16 protein-coding genes and 1 tRNA gene are annotated in these 21589 nt (G+C 36.9%); 9 read left to right on the forward strand and 8 right to left on the reverse strand.

Translation table 11 applies throughout. From position 1 onward, the window contains the following. Nucleotides 1-764 precede the first annotated feature (764 nt). Nucleotides 765-2285, reverse strand: a complete 1521-nt coding sequence (locus tag BLW28_RS14500; protein ID WP_073221786.1) for an OmpP1/FadL family transporter — start codon at nucleotides 2283-2285, stop codon at nucleotides 765-767. A 108-nt stretch (nucleotides 2286-2393) separates the two neighbouring features. Further along, on the reverse strand, nucleotides 2394-3404 hold the full coding sequence (locus BLW28_RS14505; RefSeq protein ID WP_073221789.1) for a hypothetical protein: 1011 nt from the start codon (nucleotides 3402-3404) through the stop codon (nucleotides 2394-2396). 103 nt (nucleotides 3405-3507) lie between these two features. Between BLW28_RS14505 and proS the strand changes: the two genes are divergently transcribed. The 3 genes from proS (at nucleotide 3508) to rpsT (ending at nucleotide 5413) form a co-directional block, all read left to right on the forward strand. After that, nucleotides 3508-4983, forward strand: a complete 1476-nt coding sequence (proS, locus tag BLW28_RS14510) for a proline--tRNA ligase (protein WP_073221792.1) — start codon at nucleotides 3508-3510, stop codon at nucleotides 4981-4983. Nucleotides 4984-5061: 78 nt separating this feature from the next. After that, nucleotides 5062-5133, forward strand: a tRNA-Glu gene (locus BLW28_RS14515). 28 nt (nucleotides 5134-5161) lie between these two features. Continuing rightward, nucleotides 5162-5413, forward strand: coding sequence for a 30S ribosomal protein S20 (gene rpsT, locus BLW28_RS14520; RefSeq protein ID WP_073221793.1), 252 nt, complete (start codon nucleotides 5162-5164; stop codon nucleotides 5411-5413). 114 nt (nucleotides 5414-5527) lie between these two features. On the opposite strand, the gene coaD is transcribed toward rpsT, so the two are convergent. From coaD to surE, 3 genes are all read right to left on the reverse strand, one after another. Then, nucleotides 5528-5980 carry a pantetheine-phosphate adenylyltransferase gene (gene coaD, locus BLW28_RS14525; protein WP_073221796.1) on the reverse strand — a complete coding sequence of 151 codons (453 nt, stop codon included), beginning with the start codon at nucleotides 5978-5980 and terminating at the stop codon, nucleotides 5528-5530. A 59-nt stretch (nucleotides 5981-6039) separates the two neighbouring features. Next, nucleotides 6040-6324: a hypothetical protein gene (locus BLW28_RS14530; RefSeq protein WP_073221798.1), complete on the reverse strand. Its 285-nt coding sequence runs from the start codon at nucleotides 6322-6324 to the stop codon at nucleotides 6040-6042. Between the two features lie 96 nt (nucleotides 6325-6420). Further along, nucleotides 6421-7194: a 5'/3'-nucleotidase SurE gene (gene surE, locus BLW28_RS14535; RefSeq protein ID WP_073221800.1), complete on the reverse strand. Its 774-nt coding sequence runs from the start codon at nucleotides 7192-7194 to the stop codon at nucleotides 6421-6423. Nucleotides 7195-7382: 188 nt separating this feature from the next. Here surE and BLW28_RS14540 point away from each other — a divergent pair, with 188 nt between their 5' ends. Beyond that, complete coding sequence (locus tag BLW28_RS14540; RefSeq protein ID WP_073221802.1) at nucleotides 7383-9599, forward strand: carboxy terminal-processing peptidase; 2217 nt, start codon at nucleotides 7383-7385, stop codon at nucleotides 9597-9599. A gap of 300 nt (nucleotides 9600-9899) precedes the next feature. After that, entirely contained in the window at nucleotides 9900-11084 is a 1185-nt protein-coding gene (locus tag BLW28_RS14545; protein ID WP_073221804.1) for a hypothetical protein, read from the forward strand. 140 nt (nucleotides 11085-11224) lie between these two features. Here the strand turns inward: BLW28_RS14545 and ytxJ are convergent, their stop codons facing one another. Then, the gene (gene ytxJ / locus BLW28_RS14550; protein ID WP_073221806.1) at nucleotides 11225-11617 is read right to left on the reverse strand and encodes a bacillithiol system redox-active protein YtxJ; all 393 of its coding nucleotides are present in this window, start codon (nucleotides 11615-11617) and stop codon (nucleotides 11225-11227) included. Between the two features lie 187 nt (nucleotides 11618-11804). Here ytxJ and clpB point away from each other — a divergent pair, with 187 nt between their 5' ends. Continuing rightward, complete coding sequence (gene clpB / locus BLW28_RS14555) at nucleotides 11805-14405, forward strand: ATP-dependent chaperone ClpB (RefSeq protein ID WP_073221808.1); 2601 nt, start codon at nucleotides 11805-11807, stop codon at nucleotides 14403-14405. 192 nt (nucleotides 14406-14597) lie between these two features. Here the strand turns inward: clpB and fahA are convergent, their stop codons facing one another. Further along, entirely contained in the window at nucleotides 14598-15878 is a 1281-nt protein-coding gene (gene fahA / locus BLW28_RS14560) for a fumarylacetoacetase (protein WP_073221814.1), read from the reverse strand. A gap of 194 nt (nucleotides 15879-16072) precedes the next feature. Here fahA and glyA point away from each other — a divergent pair, with 194 nt between their 5' ends. The 3 genes from glyA to BLW28_RS14575 all read left to right on the forward strand — a co-directional run bounded on the left by glyA (nucleotide 16073) and on the right by BLW28_RS14575 (nucleotide 18428). Beyond that, nucleotides 16073-17347, forward strand: a complete 1275-nt coding sequence (gene glyA / locus BLW28_RS14565) for a serine hydroxymethyltransferase (RefSeq protein ID WP_073221825.1) — start codon at nucleotides 16073-16075, stop codon at nucleotides 17345-17347. 97 nt (nucleotides 17348-17444) lie between these two features. Next, nucleotides 17445-17939, forward strand: coding sequence for a GNAT family N-acetyltransferase (locus BLW28_RS14570; protein WP_073221817.1), 495 nt, complete (start codon nucleotides 17445-17447; stop codon nucleotides 17937-17939). Nucleotides 17940-17948: 9 nt separating this feature from the next. Then, a complete protein-coding gene (locus tag BLW28_RS14575; protein WP_073221820.1) occupies nucleotides 17949-18428 on the forward strand; it encodes a nucleoside deaminase in 480 nt (159 codons plus the stop codon). A gap of 68 nt (nucleotides 18429-18496) precedes the next feature. Here BLW28_RS14575 and BLW28_RS14580 read toward each other — a convergent pair whose 3' ends face one another. Beyond that, nucleotides 18497-20917 (reverse strand): alpha-ketoacid dehydrogenase subunit alpha/beta, encoded by a 2421-nt coding sequence (locus BLW28_RS14580; protein ID WP_073221822.1) that lies wholly within the window; start codon nucleotides 20915-20917, stop codon nucleotides 18497-18499. Nucleotides 20918-21589: the final 672 nt, after the last annotated feature.

Raw genomic sequence — 21589 nt, forward strand, 5'->3', positions numbered from 1 at the left:
ATTAAAAGGCCACTTTACCTTAAAACGCTAACCTCATAATCAAATACTCACAAAACAATAAAAACCTCGCACGTAGCGGGGTTTTTTGGTTTTTATATGGTTCTATGGGGTTATTTCAGAATTTCAGAACACCACGAAGAGTTTGGTTATTTGATGTTTTACAGATAGAAAAGTAGACGTGCTTTGGTATAATTGAATTTGATTATTCATATGTGGAGTCGATTCATTTCGAAACACGTATTGCCTTGAGTAATCATTTTAATTCAAGATCGATTCTATTATGTGATAAAACGATGTTGGATGTATACACTAAACATCTCTGTATGAGGTAAAATATTGATAGGGGTGAAGAGTGGAAAAAATATAAACCACCAGAGCTTCTGGTAAATGGAAATTAAGGTTATTGCAAAGCAGTCTAAAGCTAAGCGTTTCTTCCCGTTTAAGTTTAAAACATTAGAGTCAATTTTGTCCTGTGTTGCTCTTCAAAATTATTAAACTCATTAATGTCCATTAAAACAATTTAAAATTTTAATCAACTTGGTAAATTCGTCCTTTAGTGCAGTTTTTTAAGGGCTACTTTGAATTTATGTTCAGAACTGAGATTAGAAAGCTAGATAAAAAGCTTAGTCAATTTATCAGAAATATTAGGATGTTAAATTATAGTGCTTATGCTTAATTAAGCAAAATAGTCCGCCCTGAAAGTAGGTTGCAACTAATTTCTAAATACTTCAGGACGGGCTTAAATCTTGGTCCGATACGGATAATTAAAAATTAAAACTTATAGTTAAAATATAATTGCTGTATACTGTATTCACCATTGCTTTATCAGTAAATCCTATGGGGAAGAATTGTAGCTCCTTGTCTTGTTCTGATCGAGAATAGGCAAAGTCCATATTCCAACTTCCGAAGTTATACCCTGTTCCCAGTGAAAACCCTGTCAAGTCTCCAACAGTTCTCTTGTTTTTATAAGGGCTTTCTTCATAATGGAAACCACCTCTAAGGCTTACTTGGTCAATTCGATATTCTGCACCTGCTTTAAATGAAGAGGCACCTTTTAAGGAGTTTTCAATATTTCGGTTTAATTCTCTAAAATGCGCATCATTAGAAGGTTTAAACTCCATGCTGGCATAATCTTTATAAGAATAGTCAATACTTATCAATCCGTTTTGATTAAATACGTATGCCGCACTTGCACCAAGTTTTCCAGGCGTTTTTAAGTCGTAATCTTCATAAATATTAAGAATTCTTGGGTCAATGATTGTTGTGGTATTTCGATCATTTACTTTTCTTCTACTTTCTAGGTATTGCGAGGTTGTTTCCGAAATTCTATACCAAGTGGGGGTGTCAAGGTTTATACCAAATCTAAAGTTGTTGGCAACTCTTGCAATTGCTCCTACTTGCGCAGAAACTCCAGTTCCATTTACAGTTAAATTATTTTCGAACCCAATGCCTGTTACAATCGATCCGGGATTGCTATTTGTTTCCACGAAAAATGTGCTTTGTTCATAGAAAATCGAGTGTGTGTTTAAATTCACTCCAAAATAGAAATCATTAGCTACTTGGGTAGCAAAATTTAAGGTGAATTTACCGTTATATCCATTTGAGTAATCTATATATTCTTGGTCAAAACTGTTTCCGCTAACATTTGAAATGTATACACTATTTGAAGGATTGCTTGGGTCTAAAGCATCGAATAAATATGCTTGATAGCCCAAAAATGCGTTTTGAGCTGATGTTCCTCTTGTTTCACCAAGATAACTATATAAATCTGATATAGATTCTCCTTGTTGTGTTTGTAATAGATCTAACGACATTCCTTGGGCTTGCTCAAGAAAGAAATTACTAACAGAATTATTCCCGCGACCTGCGATATATGTTTTATTGTCAAAACCACTTGTCATATCGTAATTTACTCCAATAGTAAACTTCTTAAAACTAGATTCTTTATAAGGGTTTTCGAAAACAAAAACTCCTCCTGCTTGACTCAAATATAGGTTATCTGAAAAACTATTTTCTGAATTGTTGAAGTATGAACTATTGTTTTTAGTGTCTAGTAAAGAAGGCGAAATAGATATGTTTGAAAGTAGAAAAACGGCTCCACCTGCTGGATTAACACGCATTGCCGAAAAATCACCGCCAAGAGCTCCCATAGCCCCACTTAGAGCTGTAAATCGTGCGGTTCCAATGTTTTGTTCTGTACTATATCTTAAGCCGTCTGTAATTTGTTGGGCTTGTAAAATAGACGTGGAAAGGACTGAAAAAACTAGTATATATATTGCTTTCATCTATTATTTATAATTTTAGGCGATTATATGGTAAGTGCCACATAGTTCTTTGGATTACTTCCAAAAAAGGTGTGGCACTTTTATTAATCATTTTAAAGTGAATTTATCTTAACCTCTGCCGCCTCTACCACTACTTCCGCTAGATCGGGTATTGCCTCCACTAGAGCTTCTAATTGTACTAGGTTTGGTAGTTCTAGTAGGGGTTGAATACGTTCCGCTTCGAGTAGAACTATTTGTACGAGTATTAGTGGATCGGGTGTTCGTTGATCTCGTATTAGTAGATCTGGTGTTAGTGGATCGCGCATTTCTGATTGTGTTATTTGAACTTGACCTAACGTTTCTTGTAGTATTGTTAGAGCGTACGTTTACATTGTTTCGGTTTACACGCCTTGCTGCTTCCGAACGACTGTAAGTGCTTCTAGTACTTGCGTTGTTAGATCTTCCGCGTGTACTGGTTCTACCATAATCAGTATTTCTTCTTCCTCGATTATAGGATACATTATTGTAATGTGGATAACTGTAATATGGATAATTATAACCATATCCGTAACCGTAATAGCCAGGATAATAATTATAACCGTAATAGGGGTAATTCCATCCCCATCCAAAGCTTATTCCCCAAGATGGTCCATAATAGCTATAGTATGGGTGTCCCCAGTAGTTACCATACCATCCATAATATGGACGATGCCAGTAACCATAACCGTAGCCGCCATAATTGTTATACACATTTACTGTTAGGCTTTCGGAGTTTGTGCCCCAAGAGCCATAGCCATCTTCCTGTCTTTCTTCGATTACGATATTCCCATAATCGTCCATAGTTTCGGTTGTAGAATAGGCTTCGATATCTGTAAATATAACGTCTTCATCTTCATCTGTAAGGTTTCCGTATGAATTCGCCTTAGATTCGAAATACTGTTTATAGTAATTAGATCTTTCATATTCATCAACTTCGTTCACGACAACTTCCTCTTGGCTATTGCTTTCTCCAGAAGCATAAATGCCGTCAGTCTGATTGTAAACTTTATTTTGAGTCCCACAAGAGGCCGTCAAAACAGCGAGTATCCCAATCAGTATGGGTGTAGTGAGCAATTTAATGTTAATTTTCTGGGTGAGCATATCTGTAGTTTTAATAATTGTTTGACTTCATAAAAATAAGTAGTTTTGCGGACAATAACTAACGCTTTAACATGGTTACAACTTTTGTGCCAAATCCCAATCTATGGCGAAGAACTTAACTACCCGAGAAGAAGACTATTCTAAATGGTATAATGAATTGGTAATCAATGCCGATCTTGCAGAGAATTCTGGAGTTCGCGGTTGTATGGTTATCAAACCCTATGGCTACGCTATTTGGGAAAGAATGCAAGCAGAGCTCGATCGAATGTTCAAAGAGACAGGGCATCAAAACGCGTATTTCCCGCTATTTATACCAAAATCATACTTTAGTAAAGAAGCGAGTCACGTAGATGGGTTTGCAAAAGAATGTGCTGTTGTAACGCATTACAGGTTAAAAAATGCCGAGGATGGAAGCGGTGTTATTGTAGATCCGGATGCCAAGTTGGAAGAGGAATTAATCGTTAGACCAACTTCCGAAACCATTATTTGGGATACATATCGCAAATGGATACAGTCATATCGTGATTTGCCCTTATTGATAAACCAATGGGCAAATGTAGTGCGTTGGGAAATGCGTACAAGATTATTTTTACGTACCGCTGAATTTTTATGGCAAGAAGGACATACAGCACACGCTACAAAAGACGAGGCAATTGCAGAAGCTGAACAGATGATGAATGTCTATGCCGATTTTGCTGAAAACTATATGGCGATACCAGTAGTGAAGGGAACGAAAACTGAAAGTGAACGATTTGCCGGAGCTTTAGAAACCTATTGCATTGAAGCGTTAATGCAAGATGGAAAAGCACTACAAGCAGGTACTTCACACTTTTTGGGGCAAAATTTCGCAAAGGCTTTTGATGTTAAATTTGCTACGAAAGACGGTGGTCTAGAATATGTTTGGGCCACGTCGTGGGGAGTTTCCACGCGTTTGGTTGGCGCTTTAATTATGACGCATAGTGACGATAAAGGTTTGGTGCTGCCTCCAAATCTAGCTCCAGATCAGGTTGTGATTGTTCCAATTTATAGAAATGACGAACAATTTGATGCTGTGAGCGAAGTCGCAGTAGCATTAATGAAGGATTTGCGTTCTAAAGGAATTAGGGTTAAGTTTGACAATCGTGATACTTATAAACCAGGATGGAAGTTTAATGAGTACGAATTAAAAGGAGTTCCAGTTCGAATAGCAATTGGTCCAAAGGATGTTGAGAAAGGAACTGTAGAGCTGGCCAGAAGAGATACACTAACAAAAGAATTCGTTAAGAGCGAAGAGGTTGTTGAAAAAGTAATTTCTTTAATGGACGAGATTCAAGATGGTCTTTTTAAAAGAGCAGTTGACTACAGAACAGAACATACTACCGTGGTAGACTCTTACAGCGAATTTAAAGCGGTTTTAGAATCGAAAGGAGGATTTATTTCGGCTCACTGGGATGGAACGGCAGAAACCGAAGAAAGAATAAAAAACGAAACTAAAGCAACCATTAGATGTATTCCTTTGGATGATGATAATGAAGGTGGAAGCTGCATAGTTACAGGTAAACCATCGGTTAGAAAAGTGCTTTTTGCGAAGGCATATTAAAAAAAGTAAAAAAAATGTGATTTATATTTGCGGCATTGAAGAATAATTGTATCTTTGCATCCGCATTTGAAAATAAATGGTCCGTTCGTCTAGGGGTTAGGACGCCAGGTTTTCATCCTGGTAACAGGGGTTCGATTCCCCTACGGACTACAAAAGTTTAGAATTTAACAAGAACACAATGGCAAACCACAAGTCAGCATTAAAGAGAATTAGAAGCAACGAAACGAAGCGTCTGCGAAACCGTTACCAACATAAAACGGCTCGTAATGCTATGAAGAGATTCCAAGAGCTTACAGACAAAAATGAGGCACAAACAATGTTCCCTACTGTAGTTTCAATGATCGACAAGTTGGCTAAGAAAAACATTATTCACCAAAATAAGGCTTCAAACTTGAAGTCGAATATGGCGAAGCATGTAGCTGCTCTTTAAGCTTGTTAAATCAAACAAAACACGAACCTTCCAAGAAATTGGGAGGTTTTTTGTTTTATGGTGTTTTTGTAAAATTCAGAATCTAGAACAAATCAAAAAACAAATTAAATTGGTTCATTTGTTTACAGTTGAGGGTACAAGTCTTGAGTAGTCTCCATCATTGCGCATTATATCTCTAACGATGGTTGAAGATATGTTCGAAACCTCAGGAGAGCAGACAAGAAATATGCTTTCTACTTTCTCCATCTGAAAGTTAGTTTGAGCAATTGGCTGCTCGTAATTTAAATCTGTTGCGTTTCGTAGCCCACGAACAATAAATTGAGCATTTTCTGAAATACAGAATTTCGCCGTAAGACCAGAGTAGCTTTCCACCCGGATATTCGATTTCCCTTTAAAAGCAGTTTCAATGAAATGAATCCGCTCTTCCAAAGAGAACATGGTCTTTTTAGCTGCGTTGACCCCAATTGCAATAATCAATTCATCAAATAGAGGAAGTGCGCGTTCTATTATGTCTACATGACCAAGTGTAATTGGATCAAATGTTCCTGGGAATACTGCTCGTTTCATTAAATTTGTATTTAGATTAGTAAGTTAAAGATGTCTTCACTAAAGTCATTTTTTGAACTCTAGAATTTCGAAATTAAAATAACAATTGCTGCTATTAATGTTGCTAAAAGCACTCCTCTCGCTCTATAGTTTTGCTTCTTTTTCAGAAAAACAAAAAACGCCATTAAGTTTAAAATCGCTCCTAAAGCAATTAAACTGCCAATAAAGTCATTCTCTATTGCTCCTTGCAAGGTTTCTTCGAGACTGTGATCGGAAAAGAAGTAGATGTATAGGTAAATACCCGATAAATTCGCTATAATGCCAATGAGAAGACCAATTAGAACTTCTTTAATATGTGGTTTCATATACTTGATTTTTCTTATTTCTGTTGGTTTCTTGAATGTAAAGCCGCAAGGGAGCTAATTCAATTAAATGATTTTTCATTCTTTATATATCAAAAATCACAAATCCCATCCGTTTAATTCATTTATTGCATGGTGGGCTGTTAGGTCAAATTGTACAGGAACTACTGATACGTAACCTTGTTCAAGAGCCCATTCGTCGGTGTCTGTACCTTTATCTTCATTTACAAATTCGCCAGTTAACCAATAATAATCTCTTCCGAGAGGGTTAGTTCGTTTATCAAATTTTTCCTGCCAGTATGCTTTAGCTTGGCGACAAACTTTTATTCCTCTTATTCCCGAGCTATTTAATTTCGGAATATTTACGTTAAGCACGACTCCTTCGGGAAGTCCATTTTTAAGGGTTTGAAGAGCAATTTCTTTTACAATTTTTCTGGATGGGTTAAAATCTGCTTCATGCGAAAAGTCTAGCAGTGAAAATCCGATAGCAGGAATTCCCATAGTGCCAGCTTCAACCGCAGCACTCATTGTTCCGCTGTAAATAACATTTATAGACGAATTGCTGCCATGATTTATCCCACTCACACAAAGATCTGGTTTTCGTTTTAAAACCTCGTTAACGGCCAATTTCACGCAATCTACTGGTGTCCCGCTACAACTGTACTCCATTTGGGGTTTATCGCTTCCGGTTTTAATATGATTGCAGTAAACGGCATCATTTATCGTTATGGCGTGTCCCATTCCGCTTTGAGGCGAATCTGGAGCTACAACGTAAACTTCGCCAATTTCATTCATAACCTCTATTAAGGTTCTAATTCCAGGTGCGTTGATGCCATCATCATTAGTGACTAAAATGAGGGGTCGCTTTTCCATCAAAAAATGTATTTAGTTTTAAGTAGCTAAAATACATTTATTAATTTGTTCCGTAGTGCATTGAGATTAAGAATGACATTTCAAACTGTCAAATAATGGTTTAACAAAATATTATTAAGAATGACTACTTATGGCACGGTATTTTGTATAATTTAGGCGTTATCAAAAAATTAAGAATAGAAAATAGTATGCGGATTTTAAAAAAGAATTTTAAAGTATTATTCCTTGCGGTATTTGTAGCTGTTGCTTCTTGTAGTTTTACTACAAAAGAATTTAACGACCCAGACAAGGACAAGTTGCTTTTGGATCTTGTTACCTATGTTCTCCAAAAAGGGCATTATGATCCAAAAGATATAGACGATGCTTTTTCGTCTGGTGTTTATGAAAATTTTATCAATGGTTTAGACCCGTTGAAACGGTATTTTCTAGCTTCAGATATAGCAGAGTTTAGTAAATATAAAACTGAAATTGACGATCAAATAAAGAATAAAGATCTTACATTTTTCAATTTAGTGCACAGTCGCTTTTTACAACGCACAGATGATGTGAGAAAATTATATCCTGAAATCCTCGCAAAGTCATTCGATTATTCCGAAAATGAAACCATTAATGTAGATTATGATAATTTGGAATATGCCAAAAACACAAAAGAATTGCAAGAGCGTTGGAGAAAACAATTAAAGTTTACTTCGCTTTCTAGTTATTACGATTTGGTAGAAGAACAAAAAAATAGAAAAGAAGGTAAAAATGCTGTTAAGGAGAATTTTGATGCTGAAAATGTAGATTCGGAAGAGTATTCTGAAACTCAAAAATCATCAAAAAAGAAATCTGCCGAAAACTATGAAGCACTTACACCTTCTGAAATGGAAGCAAAAGCAAGAGAAACAACTAAAAAATCGTTAGATGAGTATTTCGATTTTACCCAAGATTTACTTCGTAAAGATTATTTTGCCATATACCTTAATACAATCGTAACCGAATTTGATCCGCACAGTAACTATTTCGCGCCGCCAGATAAAGATCGTTTCGATTTACAAATGTCTGGAAAACTAGAAGGAATAGGAGCAAGACTGCAGAAGAAAAATGACTATATCACTGTTATCGATGTAATTAGTGGCGGGCCAGCTTGGAGAAGTGAAGAAATTGAAGTTGGAGATGTTATTTTAAAAGTGAAACAAGATAAAGAAGCCGAAGCCGTTAGCATTGTAGGAATGCGAATAGACGACGCTGTTAAGCTTATAAAGGGGCCTAAAGGAACCAAAGTTACCCTTACGATTAAAAATGTGGACGGAACTATTTCAGACAAAGTGCTAACTCGTGATGTGGTAGAACTTGAGGAAACCTATGCAAAGTCATCTGTAATTGAAAAAGACAATCACAAATTCGGACTCATAAACCTTCCGCAGTTCTACTTTAATATGGAAAATTACAAAGAGCGCAACGCAGCTTCTGATGTTAAAAAGGAAATCCTTAGACTAAAAGAGCAGGGTATGGAAGGCCTCGTTATAGATCTTCGTGGTAATGGCGGAGGCTCTTTACGTACAGCAATTGATATTGTAGGACTTTTTATCAAGAAAGGACCGGTTGTTCAAGTAGCTTCGGCTGGTAATAATGAAGTGCTCGAAGACGAAAGTGGTAAAGTTGTGTGGGAAGGGCCATTGGTGATTCTGGTCAATGAGCTATCAGCTTCTGCTTCAGAAATTGTGGCAGCGGCAATGCAAGATTATCATCGCGGAATTATTATAGGAAGCGAACAAACCTATGGCAAAGGTACCGTTCAGAACCTTGTAGATTTAAATCAATGGTTGCGCAACAATGATATGGGAGATATGGGGGCACTAAAAATTACTTCTCAAAAGTTCTATCGTATAAATGGTGGTTCCACTCAGTTAGAAGGTGTAAAAAGCGATGTTGTTATGCCAGACCGTTACAGTTATATAGATATAGGCGAAAAGGATTACGACAACCCACTACCTTATGATAAAATACCGCCTGCCGAGTATTCTGTATGGAACGGATATTTAGATTATGAAGAAACTATCAAGAAAAGTAAAGCGAGAATGGCGCAAAATGAACAACTAAAACTCATTGATGACAATGCGAAATGGATAAAAATGCGCCGAGATGAAAAAGAAGTGAATTTGAATTTTGATGCATATTATGCAGATGTTGAACGACGTAAAGAAGAAACAAAACGCTTCGATTCAATCGATAAATACAGCAATCAGTTAAAGTTCGAATCTCTGCCTTACGAAATTGAATTGATGGCGGAAGATTCTACTCTTTTAGAAAAACGCAAACGTTGGCACAAAAATCTTGGAAAAGATATTTATGTAGAAGAAGCTATTCACGTACTAGAAGATTTAAAATTGACCAATATCAAGGTCGCTGATGTAAAAGATTAAATGCTCGTTTTCTGAAAGGGTTTACACTATGTAAGCACTTGTAAGTTAAGCAGAGTTAAAAACGACGTGCTGGATTCATGAAAATGAAATTAGCACGTCGTTTTCTATTTATTATTGAATTAAAATACAGCCTAAAATATTAAAATTAAAGTGAATACAGAGGGTATGGTTTGTTTAAACTGTATTATTGCTTATACCCAGGATTCGTGGTTGTATTGAAATTTAATACCTTTCTCAAAACATTTCAGAAAAAATAGGCATCACTATTGTATTTTAGCCTTCTAACTAAATCAAACCGTTATGAAGGCTTTTTACTATTTACTTTTCATTGCTTTTTTAGGTATATCTTGTAATAGCGTAAAGCGCACTAAAAAATTAGTTGCGAAAGGCGATTATGATAAAGCAATTTCATTAGCGGTTAAAAAGCTTCAAAAAGATAAAAACGCAGAAGAATACGATCCACATATCGGTGTTTTAGAAGAAGCTTTTTTTAAGGCTCAGGAGGCGGATACTCGCCAGGTCAAATTTTTAAAGAAGGATAAAACCTTGTTAAATGCTAAAGAAATTTATTTCATTTATCTCGATTTAAATGCTAGGCAGAATTTAATTCGGCCGCTTTTGCCGCTTTACAGTAAGGAGATGGGTAGAAATGCCAACTTTGCCTTCTCAGATTATAGTAATGATATAATTCGTGCAAAAAGCGAGTATGCAAAATCATTATATCAGGAAGCTGATTTGTATATTCAGCGTAACACAAAACTAGATTACAGAAGTGCCTACAATATTTTATGCGAATTGGATGAGATGGAGCCTAATTATAGAGATGTAAATAGGCTTAAAGACGAAACTCACTTTCAAGGAACCGATTTTGTGTTAGTTCAATTAAATAATCATACAGACCAGTTTATTCCCCTACGGCTAGAAAGAGATTTGTTAGACTTCAATACATATAACTTAGATGAATTTTGGACTGAATATCACAGTCGGCAGGATAATGGAATCAACTATGATTATAGTGTTGATTTAAACTTTCAGACAATTCAGATTTCCCCGGAGCGTATCTCAGAAAAACAATTCACTCGCAAAGCAACTGTAAAAGACGGTTTTGATTATCGTCGCGATCGAGGTGGGAATATTGTTAAGGACAGTCTTGGAAACCCTATTAAAATTGAACGCTTTAAGGATGTTTCTGCAGTTATAACCATGACAGATCAACAGAAGCAAGTGTTTGTGGGCGGTACAGTTGTTTACACAGATTTAGTGAATAGAAGGCAGTTAAATAGCTTTCCAATTTCAACTGAATTCGTTTTTAATAATGTTTTTGCCACTTTTCGTGGAGATGACCGGGCATTAACAGCCGATGACAGAATCATAGTAAATAATAGGTTTGTTCCATTTCCAAACAACGAACAGATGGTATTCGACGCGGGAACGGATATAAAAGAGCGGTTTAAGAAAATACTGAAGGATAACTCAATTCAGTAAAACTCCTTAAATAAGGGATTAAAAAATCTCCATTTTCAGATTATTCATTAGAGAAAAACACCTGATTTTTCTAAGTAACAGAAAGATTTCTTTTTAATTCCAAGTTCCGAGAAAACACTTTGGTTAAACTAAGAGAGATATTAAACATACCGCTCCAAATCAGAAGCCTGAATTCCGTTGTGTGAGTCGTGATGTACTACTGCTCCGTTTTTTATAACAATTATTTGTGGGCTTTCGTGATGCACCTTAAACCTAGCTGCAATCTCATTCGAAATATCCCGATTTGCTAAAAGATCAAGAAAATATAAGCTTAGTTGATCTTTAGAAAGTGAATAATTTTTCTCAAACGTTTTTAAAACACCCCTACTCACTCCGCATCGGGTAGAATGTTTAAATATAGCAACAGGCTTGCTCTTGGATTCATCAACTATTGTGTCTAATTGTTCTAATCGACCTAAAACCTGCCAAGGCACTTCTACAATTTCTTCTTTAGCTATATCTCTCTGCGACTTAAACTTATCAAAAAATCCCATAATTCTCTTTTTTACAAAATTACACCGTTTAAGCTATCTTATTCAAAATATTACGCTAAAATAAGTGTTAATGCAGTCATAATGTCTGTAAATATAACAGATTTATCAGACATTATGTCTTATTTTTATACTGGCTTTGTATTTGTAATATCAAATCCACAAACAATAAACAAAAAACGTACACTATATGAACTTTAATAATTTCACAATAAAAAGCCAGGAGGCCATTCAGCAAGCGCAGCAGATAGCGCAAGGCTATGGTCACCAACAAATAGAAAATGAACACATACTCAAAGCTATTTTTGAAGTAGACGAAAATGCCGTTCCTTTTATACTGAAGAAATTGAACGTAAACATTCCTGTTATCAAACAAATCCTTGAAAAGCAACTCGAGAGTTTCCCTAAGGTATCAGGCGGAGATATTATGCTATCGCGTGAAGCCAATAAAACTGTGATAGATGCTTCTAATGTAGCTAAAAAGATGGAAGACGAATACGTTTCCATTGAGCACTTGCTATTAGCCATCCTCAATTCAAAAAGTGCAATTGCACAAAGTTTAAAAGACCAAGGTGTTACTGAAAAAGGAATGAAAGCCGCCATCCAAGAATTACGGGGAGGTGAAAAAGTAACTTCACAAAGTGCTGAAGAAACTTATAATTCACTGAATAAATACGCCAAAAACCTGAACCAAATGGCCAAAGACGGCAAGTTGGATCCAGTAATTGGTAGAGATGAAGAAATACGGCGAATTCTACAAATTCTTTCACGAAGAACTAAAAATAACCCTATGTTGGTCGGAGAGCCAGGTACAGGTAAAACTGCTATAGCCGAAGGTCTAGCGCATAGAATCGTTGATGGAGACGTGCCAGAAAACTTAAAGTCAAAGCAAATTTTTTCGCTCGATATGGGAGCGCTTATTGCGGGAGCAAAGTATAAAGGTGAATTTGAGGAACGTTTAAAAGCGGTTATTAAAGAAGTTACTTCTAGCGATGGAGACATTGTACTCTTTATCGACGAAATTCATACGCTTGTTGGCGCTGGTGGAGGGCAAGGTGCGATGGATGCGGCTAACATCCTAAAACCTGCGCTTGCCCGTGGAGAGTTGCGAGCTATTGGAGCAACTACTTTAGACGAGTATCAAAAATATTTTGAAAAAGACAAAGCTTTGGAGCGTCGTTTCCAAAGAGTAGTGGTAGACGAGCCAGATACAGAAAGCGCTATTTCAATTCTACGTGGTATTAAAGAAAAATACGAAACACATCATAAGGTTCGTATAAAAGACGAAGCGATTATAGCTGCTGTGGAACTTTCTGAGCGTTATATTACCAACCGTTTTCTTCCTGATAAGGCGATTGACCTGATGGATGAAGCAGCGTCTAAACTTAGAATGGAAATAAATTCCAAACCTGAAGAATTGGACGTTTTGGATAGAAAAATTATGCAACTCGAAATTGAAATCGAGGCCATAAAACGTGAAAAAGACGAAGCCAAACTGAAGAGTTTACACGCAGAACTTGCCAATTTAAAAGAAGAACGCAATGAGCTTAATGCAAAATGGCAGAGCGAAAAAGAAGTTGTAGACAATGTACAAAACCTAAAAACTCAGATTGAAGAATTTAAACTGGAAGCAGAGCGTGCAGAGCGAGAAGGAGATTTTGGTAAGGTAGCCGAACTCCGATATGGAAAGATTAAAGACGCACAACAAAAATTATCAGAATTAGAAAAAGAACTTGCCGAACAAGAAGACGGAACTTCATTAATAAAAGAAGAAGTTACACGTGAAGATATCGCCGAAGTAGTTGCTAAATGGACCGGTATTCCAGTTACAAAAATGTTACAAAGCGACCGTGAAAAATTACTCACGTTAGAAAACCAACTTCACAAGAGAGTGGTGGGGCAGTTCGAAGCTATTGGAGCGGTAAGTGATGCGATTCGCAGAAGCAGGGCAGGCTTACAAGATGAGAAAAAGCCAATTGGTAGTTTTCTCTTCTTAGGAACCACAGGAGTTGGTAAAACAGAACTTGCAAAAGCATTAGCCGAATACCTATTCGATGACGAAAACGCAATGACACGTATTGATATGAGTGAATATCAAGAACGACACAGCGTGAGTCGTTTGGTAGGAGCCCCTCCAGGATATGTGGGTTATGACGAAGGAGGACAGTTAACCGAAGCTGTTCGCCGTAAGCCGTACAGTGTAGTCTTATTAGATGAAATTGAAAAGGCACATCCGGATACTTTCAATATTTTATTGCAAGTATTAGATGAAGGTCGATTAACAGATAATAAAGGTCGTTTAGCCGATTTTAAAAACACCATTATTATTATGACCAGCAATATGGGAAGCCAGATAATCCAGGAGCGTTTTGAAACTGTAAAAGACCCAGAAACTGCTATGGAAGGTGCGAAGGTAGAAGTACTTGCGCTTTTAAAGCAAACTGTACGTCCCGAGTTTTTAAACCGAATAGACGATATAATTATGTTTACACCACTTTCAAAAGTAGACATTTACAAGATCGTGGAACTTCAGCTTAAAGGTGTGTCAAAAATGTTGCTAAAGCAGAATATCATTTTAGACGCCACTCCAGAAGCTATTAAATATCTTTCGGAAAAAGGGTACGACCCACAATTTGGAGCAAGGCCAGTAAAACGGGTAATTCAGCGCGAAGTATTAAATGAACTTAGTAAAGAACTACTCGCCGGAAAAATAACTACAGATAGTATTATTTTACTAGATAGCTTTAACGACAGTCTTGTATTTAGAAATCAAGAAGATTTGGTTGAGTAATTTAATTTTTTGATTGGTTAGTTTGTAAGCCCCTAAGCATTTGTTTGGGGGTTTTTAATTTTACTGTTTTCAAGTGAGTCAAAATGAAATGGTAAGCTATTGCTTAATCAATAAAGAAACCACTAATTCAGATAGCGTTTAAATCGTTTTCTGAATTAGTGGTTAAAATTATCGAGTTTATGGCTAAACCTGTTACTGTTTAATAGCTGGAAGTAATTTCGATCTACATTCGCCAAAACCAATGCGCACTTCATTGTTTTTGCAGTATCCTTTCATTACAACAGTGTCGTTGTCATTAATGAATTTTCGCTCTGTTCCGTCAGATAAGGTGAGTGGTTTTTCTCCACGCCAAGTAAGCTCTAGCATTGAGCCATATGAATCTGGAGTTTTACCTGAAATGGTTCCACTTCCCATCATATCGCCACTATTTACGTTACATCCGTTAACGGTATGATGCGCCAATTGCTGACTCATGTTCCAATACATATATTTAAAGTTGGATGTGCAAATCTTTGTTTCGTCACCATTTTCTGGGGCTATATATACTTCTAAATTAATATCGTAACTCTTTTTGCCTTTATACTGAAGATAAGGTAATTGTTCTACTTCGGGCTTTGGGCCTTCTACTTTAAAAGGTTGTAGCGCATCTAAAGTAACAATCCACGGAGAAATTGATGAAGCGAAATTCTTAGCAAGGAACGGTCCTAATGGCACATATTCCCACTTTTGGATATCCCGAGCACTCCAGTCGTTAAAAAGCACCAATCCAAATATATATTCTTCTGCTTCATTAACAGGAATAGGTTCGCCTAAAACGTTGGCATCGGTTGTGATAAATGCCATTTCTAATTCAAAATCAACCAATTTTGAAGGACCAAAAACCGGTTCTGTGTTATCAGCAGGAAGCGTTTGTCCCCAAGGTCTTCGAATATTAATTCCGCTAGGGATTATAGACGAACTACGGCCGTGGTACCCAACAGGAATATGCATCCAATTAGGCATTAGGGCATTTTCTTTACCGCGAAACATTGTGCCTACATTGGTAGCGTGTTCTTTACTCGAATAAAAGTCGGTATAATCTCCAACTTGTACTGGAAGTTGCATTTCTACTTCATCGAGGGTGAATAATATATGGCTTCTGTGCTTTTCATTATCTCGTAACGTTGGATTTTCTTTATCAAAAATTTCTGCAATACGGTCACGAACAAGACGCCAAGTTTTTCTGCCATCACTTATAAAATCATTTAAGGTGTCTTGAAGAAAAATATCATCTGTTAAATCAATTCCTTTAAAGTACCCCAATTGATGAAGCGCCCCAAGGTCAATGGCATAATCCCCAATACGGGTTCCGATAGTTATAATATCATCCCGGGTTAAAAAAACACCGAAAGGAATATTCTGAATTGGAAAATCAGTATCTGGTGAAGTCTCCAACCAGGTTTTTCGTTTTGGATCATTTGCTTTTATAGGCATGTTATTTATATTTTTAAGCTGTATTTGGAACTAAGTCAAAATCTTCAACTTATTAAAAATCAGTAGAAGAGTTCATTTGTAGCTACAGTTACAAATAGTATTTGTTAGTAAAAAGATATTTCAAATATATAGATTTCATTAGAGTTACCGAATGTAATTAGTATTTTTGGAATTAATTAACTTTTATGAAAATTATGCAACGCGACGAACAAATTTTTGAATTGATAGAAGACGAAAAACAACGTCAAATCAACGGTCTAGAATTGATTGCCTCAGAGAATTTTGTGAGTAATCAAGTGATGGAAGCGGCAGGCTCAGTTTTGACCAACAAATATGCCGAAGGATATCCCGGTAAACGCTATTATGGCGGCTGTGAAATAGTAGATCAGGTAGAACAACTTGCCATAGATAGAGCGAAAGCCTTATTTGGAGCAGAATACGTTAACGTACAGCCTCATAGTGGCTCTCAGGCAAATACAGCAGTTTTTGCTGCTTGTTTAAAACCGGGTGATACTTTTTTAGGATTCGACTTATCTCATGGAGGGCACCTAACGCACGGTTCTCCTGTTAATTTTTCAGGCCGACTTTACAACCCAATTTTCTATGGAGTGGTTAAAGAAACCGGACTGATAGATTACGATAAAATGGAGGAGATTGCACTTAGGGAGAAACCTAAAATGATTCTTGCGGGAGCTTCTGCATATTCCCGCGAAATAGACTATAAGCGCTTTCGTGAAGTTGCAGACAAGATTGGTGCAATACTATTCGCAGACATTGCGCATCCAGCTGGACTTATAGCTAAAGGAATTTTGAGCGATCCTCTTCCGCATTGTCATATAGCAACAACAACAACACATAAAACTTTGCGCGGACCACGTGGCGGAATGATTTTAATGGGTAAAGATTTTGACAATCCATTTGGTATAAAACTGAAAAACGGAAAGCTGCGTAAAATGAGCAGCTTATTAGATAGTGCCATTTTTCCAGGAAATCAAGGAGGTCCTTTAGAACATATTATCGCAGCTAAGGCTATTGCATTTGGCGAAGCACTTTCTGATGACTTCCTTCATTATATGGTTCAGGTAAAGAAAAACGCGGCTTTAATGGCGAAACTTTTTGTTGAAAAAGGATACGATGTAATTTCTGGCGGAACCGATAACCATATGATGCTTATCGACCTTAGAAATAGAGATATTTCAGGAAAAGATGCTGAAAACGCTATAGGCAAAGCCGATATTACGGTTAATAAAAATATGGTCCCATTTGATGATAAATCACCTTTTGTAACTAGCGGAATCCGTATTGGGACTGCTGCTGTTACAACTCGAGGACTTGTAGAAAAAGATATGGGAAAAATCGTCGATATGATTGATGAAGCAATAAAGAACCATGATAATGACGAAAAACTCGAAAGTATTGCAGACGAAGTGAACGAAATGATGTCTCATTTACCGCTTTTTAAAAGCTGATTTATTCTCATAATCTAATTTTATTCTTATTCGTCCTTGCGAGAGTAAAACTTCCGCAAGGACGTAGTGGTTCAGAGTAAAAGCAAATATTCTTGGTATGATTGAAACCGAACGTCTTATACTTAGGAAATATACACTTGAGGATGCCCCTTTTGTTTATATGCTGATGAATAGCGAAGGTTGGTTGAAAAATATTGGAGATAGAAATATCAAGTCGGTTGCAGATGCTGAAAATTATATTCAGACGAATTATTTCAGTATTTACGAAAAGTATGGATATGGGCCTTATTTGGTGTCGTTAAAAACAACGAGAGAGCCAATCGGCTCAGCTGGACTTTATAAGCGAAATAATCTTGACTATCCCGATATCGGTTTTGCTTTTTTATCAAAATACTTCAATCAAGGATTTGCCTATGAATCAGCGAGTGCAGTATTGAAGTTTGCTTCGGAAAAATTGCGTATTTATGAAGTATTTGGTTTCACTTTAGAAGAAAACAAAGAATCAATTAAATTATTGAAAAAACTTGGACTTTCGGAAGATGGTGTTTACACTTACGAAGACGGAGAAGAGCTATTATTATTTTCAAAATAACTATATAATATGATTACTGAAAAAGACAAAAAATTTATTAACAGAGCTATCGAACTCTCTCAACAAGGAATGGATGGTAATGCGGGTGGGCCATTTGGTGCAATTGTAGTAAAGAACGGCGAAATAATTGCCGAAGGGTTTAACAAGGTTACATCAAGCAACGATCCTACAGCGCATGCCGAGGTTGTGGCGATTAGGGAAGCTTGTAAAAAGCTAAACTCATTCCAGCTTGAAGATTGTATTATTTATACTTCCTGCGAACCGTGCCCTATGTGTTTGGGTGCTATTTATTGGGCCAGGCCTAAAGCTGTTTATTACGCTTGCACCAAAGAAGATGCAGCCGAAATCGGTTTTGACGACCAATTTATTTATGAAGAAATTGAATCAGAAATCGGAAAGCGAAAGGTGAAATTTATCAACTTAGGGAGAGAAGAAGGAAGAAAAGTTTTCAAAAATTGGGAAACGAAAGAAGGTCGTACAGACTACTAATAATAAATCGCATTGAAAACAATTGTTCTCAATGCGATTTAAATATAAATCAGCTTATAAAGCAGATTTTAAAACAATTTCGGAAATCGATTTGGGTCGGTTTCGTGCATAATAGCATAAACTTTTTCATAAACATCTTCTACAGAAGGCTTGCTGAAATAATCGCCATCTGTACCATAAGGAGGACGGTGTGCTTTCGCCGTTAGTGTTTGAGGCTTGCTGTCTAAATGTTTGTAACCACCTTGCTCTTCAACAATATGATTTAGAATATAAGATGCAGCTCCGCCTGGAACGTCTTCATCAATTACTAACAATCTATTTGTTTTGGCTAAACTCTTTACAATATCGTGCTTTATATCTAACGGTAATAAAGATTGTACATCGATAATTTCAGCTTCAATTCCTGCTTCTTGAAGTTCTTTGGCAGCTTCTTCAACAATTCGTACAGTACTTCCGTAAGAAACTAGAGTAATATCTGTTCCTTCCTTGATGGTTTCAACTACTCCAATTGGAGTTCTTAGTTCACCGAGATTGTTCGGCAACTTTTCTTTTAAACGATATCCGTTTAGACATTCAACTACCAATGCTGGTTCGTCGGTTTCTAACAGGGTGTTGTAGAACCCAGCTGCTTTGGTCATATTTCGAGGCACTAAAATGTATATTCCCCGCAACAGATGTATTAAACCTCCCATCGGAGATCCGCTGTGCCAAATACCTTCTAGTCGATGACCACGCGTACGTATTATTAGCGGCGATTTTTGTGTTCCGTGCGTTCGGTAACGCAAGGTAGCCAAATCGTCACTCATTATCTGAAGGCAATATAGAACATAATCTAAGTATTGAATTTCTGCAATAGGGCGTAAGCCTCGCATTGCCATCCCGATACCTTGACCTAAAATAGTAGCTTCCCTAATTCCCGAGTCGGCAATTCGCAATTCTCCATATTTTTCCTGTAAGCCTTCAAGACCTTGGTTTACATCGCCAATTGCTCCTGTATCTTCTCCAAAAATAAGGGTGTTGGGGTGTTTAGAAAAAATAACGTCGAAGTTTTCACGCAGTACCACACGGCCATCTACTTCTTCTGCATCCGATGCGTAGGTTGGTAACACTTCGTTTACAGTTTTTGCATTTTCTTCTGATTCAGAATATAAATGAGCGCTGTACTTAGGTTGTATAACTTCAAAATAATTCGCAATCCAATCTTGTAATTGTTTCTTTTCTGAAGAATTTTCATTCGCAACTAATCGAAGTGCTTTTCTAGCTGTAGAAAGGATGTCTTTTCGTAAGGGTTCTTTATCTGAAGCTAGGGTGTTTTTTAATTTTTCAATTCGTTCTTTGTTTGAACTGTTCTCTGCTAAGTTGCCCAATAGCACCACGACTTCTTCTTTTTCTTTTTTCTGTGGAGCAACAAATGCATTCCAAGCTGCTTTCTTGCCGTCGCGAACTTTCTTCTTTATATCTTTTTCAATTTCCAACAAGGTTTCATCAGTAGCAATGTCGCTTGCAATCATCCACTCCCGCATTTTTTTGTTGCAATCGTGTTCTGCTTCCCACTCTAAACGCGCTTTGTTTTTATAACGTTCGTGAGACCCGCTGGTACTGTGGCCTTGAGGTTGCGTAAGTTCCTGAACGTGAATAACCACAGGCACGTGTTCCTCACGGGCAATTTGAGAGGCACGGCTATATACTTCAACGAGTTCTGGATAGTCCCAACCTTTTACTCGTATGATTTCGAATCCTTTTTCGTCTTCAGTGCGCTGAAAACCTTTAAGTATTTCCGAAATATTTTCTTTAGTGGTTTGGTATTTTGCGTGAACAGAAATTCCGTATTCATCGTCCCAAACACTTGTTACCATTGGTACTTGCAATACGCCAGCGGCATTTATGGTTTCCCAAAAAAGACCTTCACTGGTACTTGCATTACCAATTGTTCCCCAAGCTACCTCATTACCATTGATAGAGAAGTTGGTTTTGTTCTCAATTCCTTTTACGTTTCTAAATATTTTTGAAGCCTGCGCCAATCCCAAAAGTCGAGGCATTTGGCCTGCTGTTGGTGAAATGTCGGCACTGCTGTTTTTTTGTGTTGTAAGGTTTTTCCAACTTCCGTCTTCATTTATACTGTGGGTTGAAAAGTGACCTCCCATCTGCCTACCAGCGCTCATGGGGTCTACATTAATATCGGTATGTGCATATAGACCTGCAAAAAACTGTTCGATGGTGAGCTTGCCAATTGCCATCATAAAGGTTTGGTCCCTGTAATAACCACTTCGCCAATCACCGTTTTTAAAAGCTTTTGCCCAGGCAAGTTGCGGAACTTCTTTTCCGTCGCCAAAGATTCCAAACTTCGCTTTTCCGGTTAATACTTCACGGCGTCCCAAAAGGCTACATTCCCTACTTGTTACAGCAATTTTGTAGTCATTGAGTACAGATTTTTTAAAATCTTCAAAGGAAATCTCGCTATTCGTATTGGTCTCTGGATTTGTCTGCATTATAGTATATTTAGAATTTCGCAAAAATAACGAAATTGCCCGTGTTTCGCAATGATTGGTCTTAATAAAGCACGATTCAGAAGACTAAAATTATGGTTACGGTAAAAGCAAGTTAGAAATCTGAGTTCGATTTAAAAACATTTATTCGTGTGTTGCAAAGGTTTAACGAATAAGGCAATCACTTTTTGCCACTTAAGCCATACTATTCTCTGTTCCCTGCTCTTAGAAAAGTGTTTTCTTTTATTACATTTGAGGTTAAATAATATGCAGTAATCTTTATTTTCAGGACAACTATTTGAAAGATGTCAGTTATAAGCATGTTAACGGCAATTTTAAAAATGACAATGTCCATCTTTTTCGATTTGGATCAGTTCTTTTTTTATTTAATGGGAACATTTTAAAATAAAGCAGGCGCAATGAGAATTGCGACTCAAAGTCTTAGCGATTACAATCGTGCAAATTAGCATTTGTAACGTTGGGAACGTCTAAAAGACTTTGTGTCAAGGTATTGAAAAAATATTAGAAAGTCAAGTATTTGATCATTTTTTTAATGCCGCAACTTTTATTTTAAAATGCTTCTAAGTAGTAAAAAGAACTGATCTGTTCAGCTTCGGGCGACTTCATGTAGTCAATGCCTAAAAGAAATAGCCCGATTCAGCAAATCAAAAAGAT

It is taken from the genome of Aequorivita viscosa, assembly GCF_900106795.1.
Taxonomy (GTDB): Bacteria; Bacteroidota; Bacteroidia; order Flavobacteriales; family Flavobacteriaceae; genus Aequorivita; species Aequorivita viscosa.

What these genes read in the sequence shown, in the direction of transcription:
- BLW28_RS14570 (WP_073221817.1), top strand. Translation starts at nt 17,445, where the DNA reads ATGATTGAAACCGAACGTCTTATACTTAGGAAATATACACTTGAGGAT.
- surE (WP_073221800.1), bottom strand. Translation starts at nt 7,194, where the DNA reads ATGGAAAAGCGACCCCTCATTTTAGTCACTAATGATGATGGCATCAAC.
- ytxJ (WP_073221806.1), bottom strand. Translation starts at nt 11,617, where the DNA reads ATGGGATTTTTTGATAAGTTTAAGTCGCAGAGAGATATAGCTAAAGAA.
- proS (WP_073221792.1), top strand. Translation starts at nt 3,508, where the DNA reads ATGGCGAAGAACTTAACTACCCGAGAAGAAGACTATTCTAAATGGTAT.
- coaD (WP_073221796.1), bottom strand. Translation starts at nt 5,980, where the DNA reads ATGAAACGAGCAGTATTCCCAGGAACATTTGATCCAATTACACTTGGT.
- BLW28_RS14580 (WP_073221822.1), bottom strand. Translation starts at nt 20,917, where the DNA reads ATGCAGACAAATCCAGAGACCAATACGAATAGCGAGATTTCCTTTGAA.
- rpsT (WP_073221793.1), top strand. Translation starts at nt 5,162, where the DNA reads ATGGCAAACCACAAGTCAGCATTAAAGAGAATTAGAAGCAACGAAACG.
- BLW28_RS14540 (WP_073221802.1), top strand. Translation starts at nt 7,383, where the DNA reads ATGCGGATTTTAAAAAAGAATTTTAAAGTATTATTCCTTGCGGTATTT.
- BLW28_RS14530 (WP_073221798.1), bottom strand. Translation starts at nt 6,324, where the DNA reads ATGAAACCACATATTAAAGAAGTTCTAATTGGTCTTCTCATTGGCATT.
- BLW28_RS14575 (WP_073221820.1), top strand. Translation starts at nt 17,949, where the DNA reads ATGATTACTGAAAAAGACAAAAAATTTATTAACAGAGCTATCGAACTC.
- glyA (WP_073221825.1), top strand. Translation starts at nt 16,073, where the DNA reads ATGCAACGCGACGAACAAATTTTTGAATTGATAGAAGACGAAAAACAA.
- fahA (WP_073221814.1), bottom strand. Translation starts at nt 15,878, where the DNA reads ATGCCTATAAAAGCAAATGATCCAAAACGAAAAACCTGGTTGGAGACT.
- BLW28_RS14505 (WP_073221789.1), bottom strand. Translation starts at nt 3,404, where the DNA reads ATGCTCACCCAGAAAATTAACATTAAATTGCTCACTACACCCATACTG.
- clpB (WP_073221808.1), top strand. Translation starts at nt 11,805, where the DNA reads ATGAACTTTAATAATTTCACAATAAAAAGCCAGGAGGCCATTCAGCAA.
- BLW28_RS14500 (WP_073221786.1), bottom strand. Translation starts at nt 2,285, where the DNA reads ATGAAAGCAATATATATACTAGTTTTTTCAGTCCTTTCCACGTCTATT.
- BLW28_RS14545 (WP_073221804.1), top strand. Translation starts at nt 9,900, where the DNA reads ATGAAGGCTTTTTACTATTTACTTTTCATTGCTTTTTTAGGTATATCT.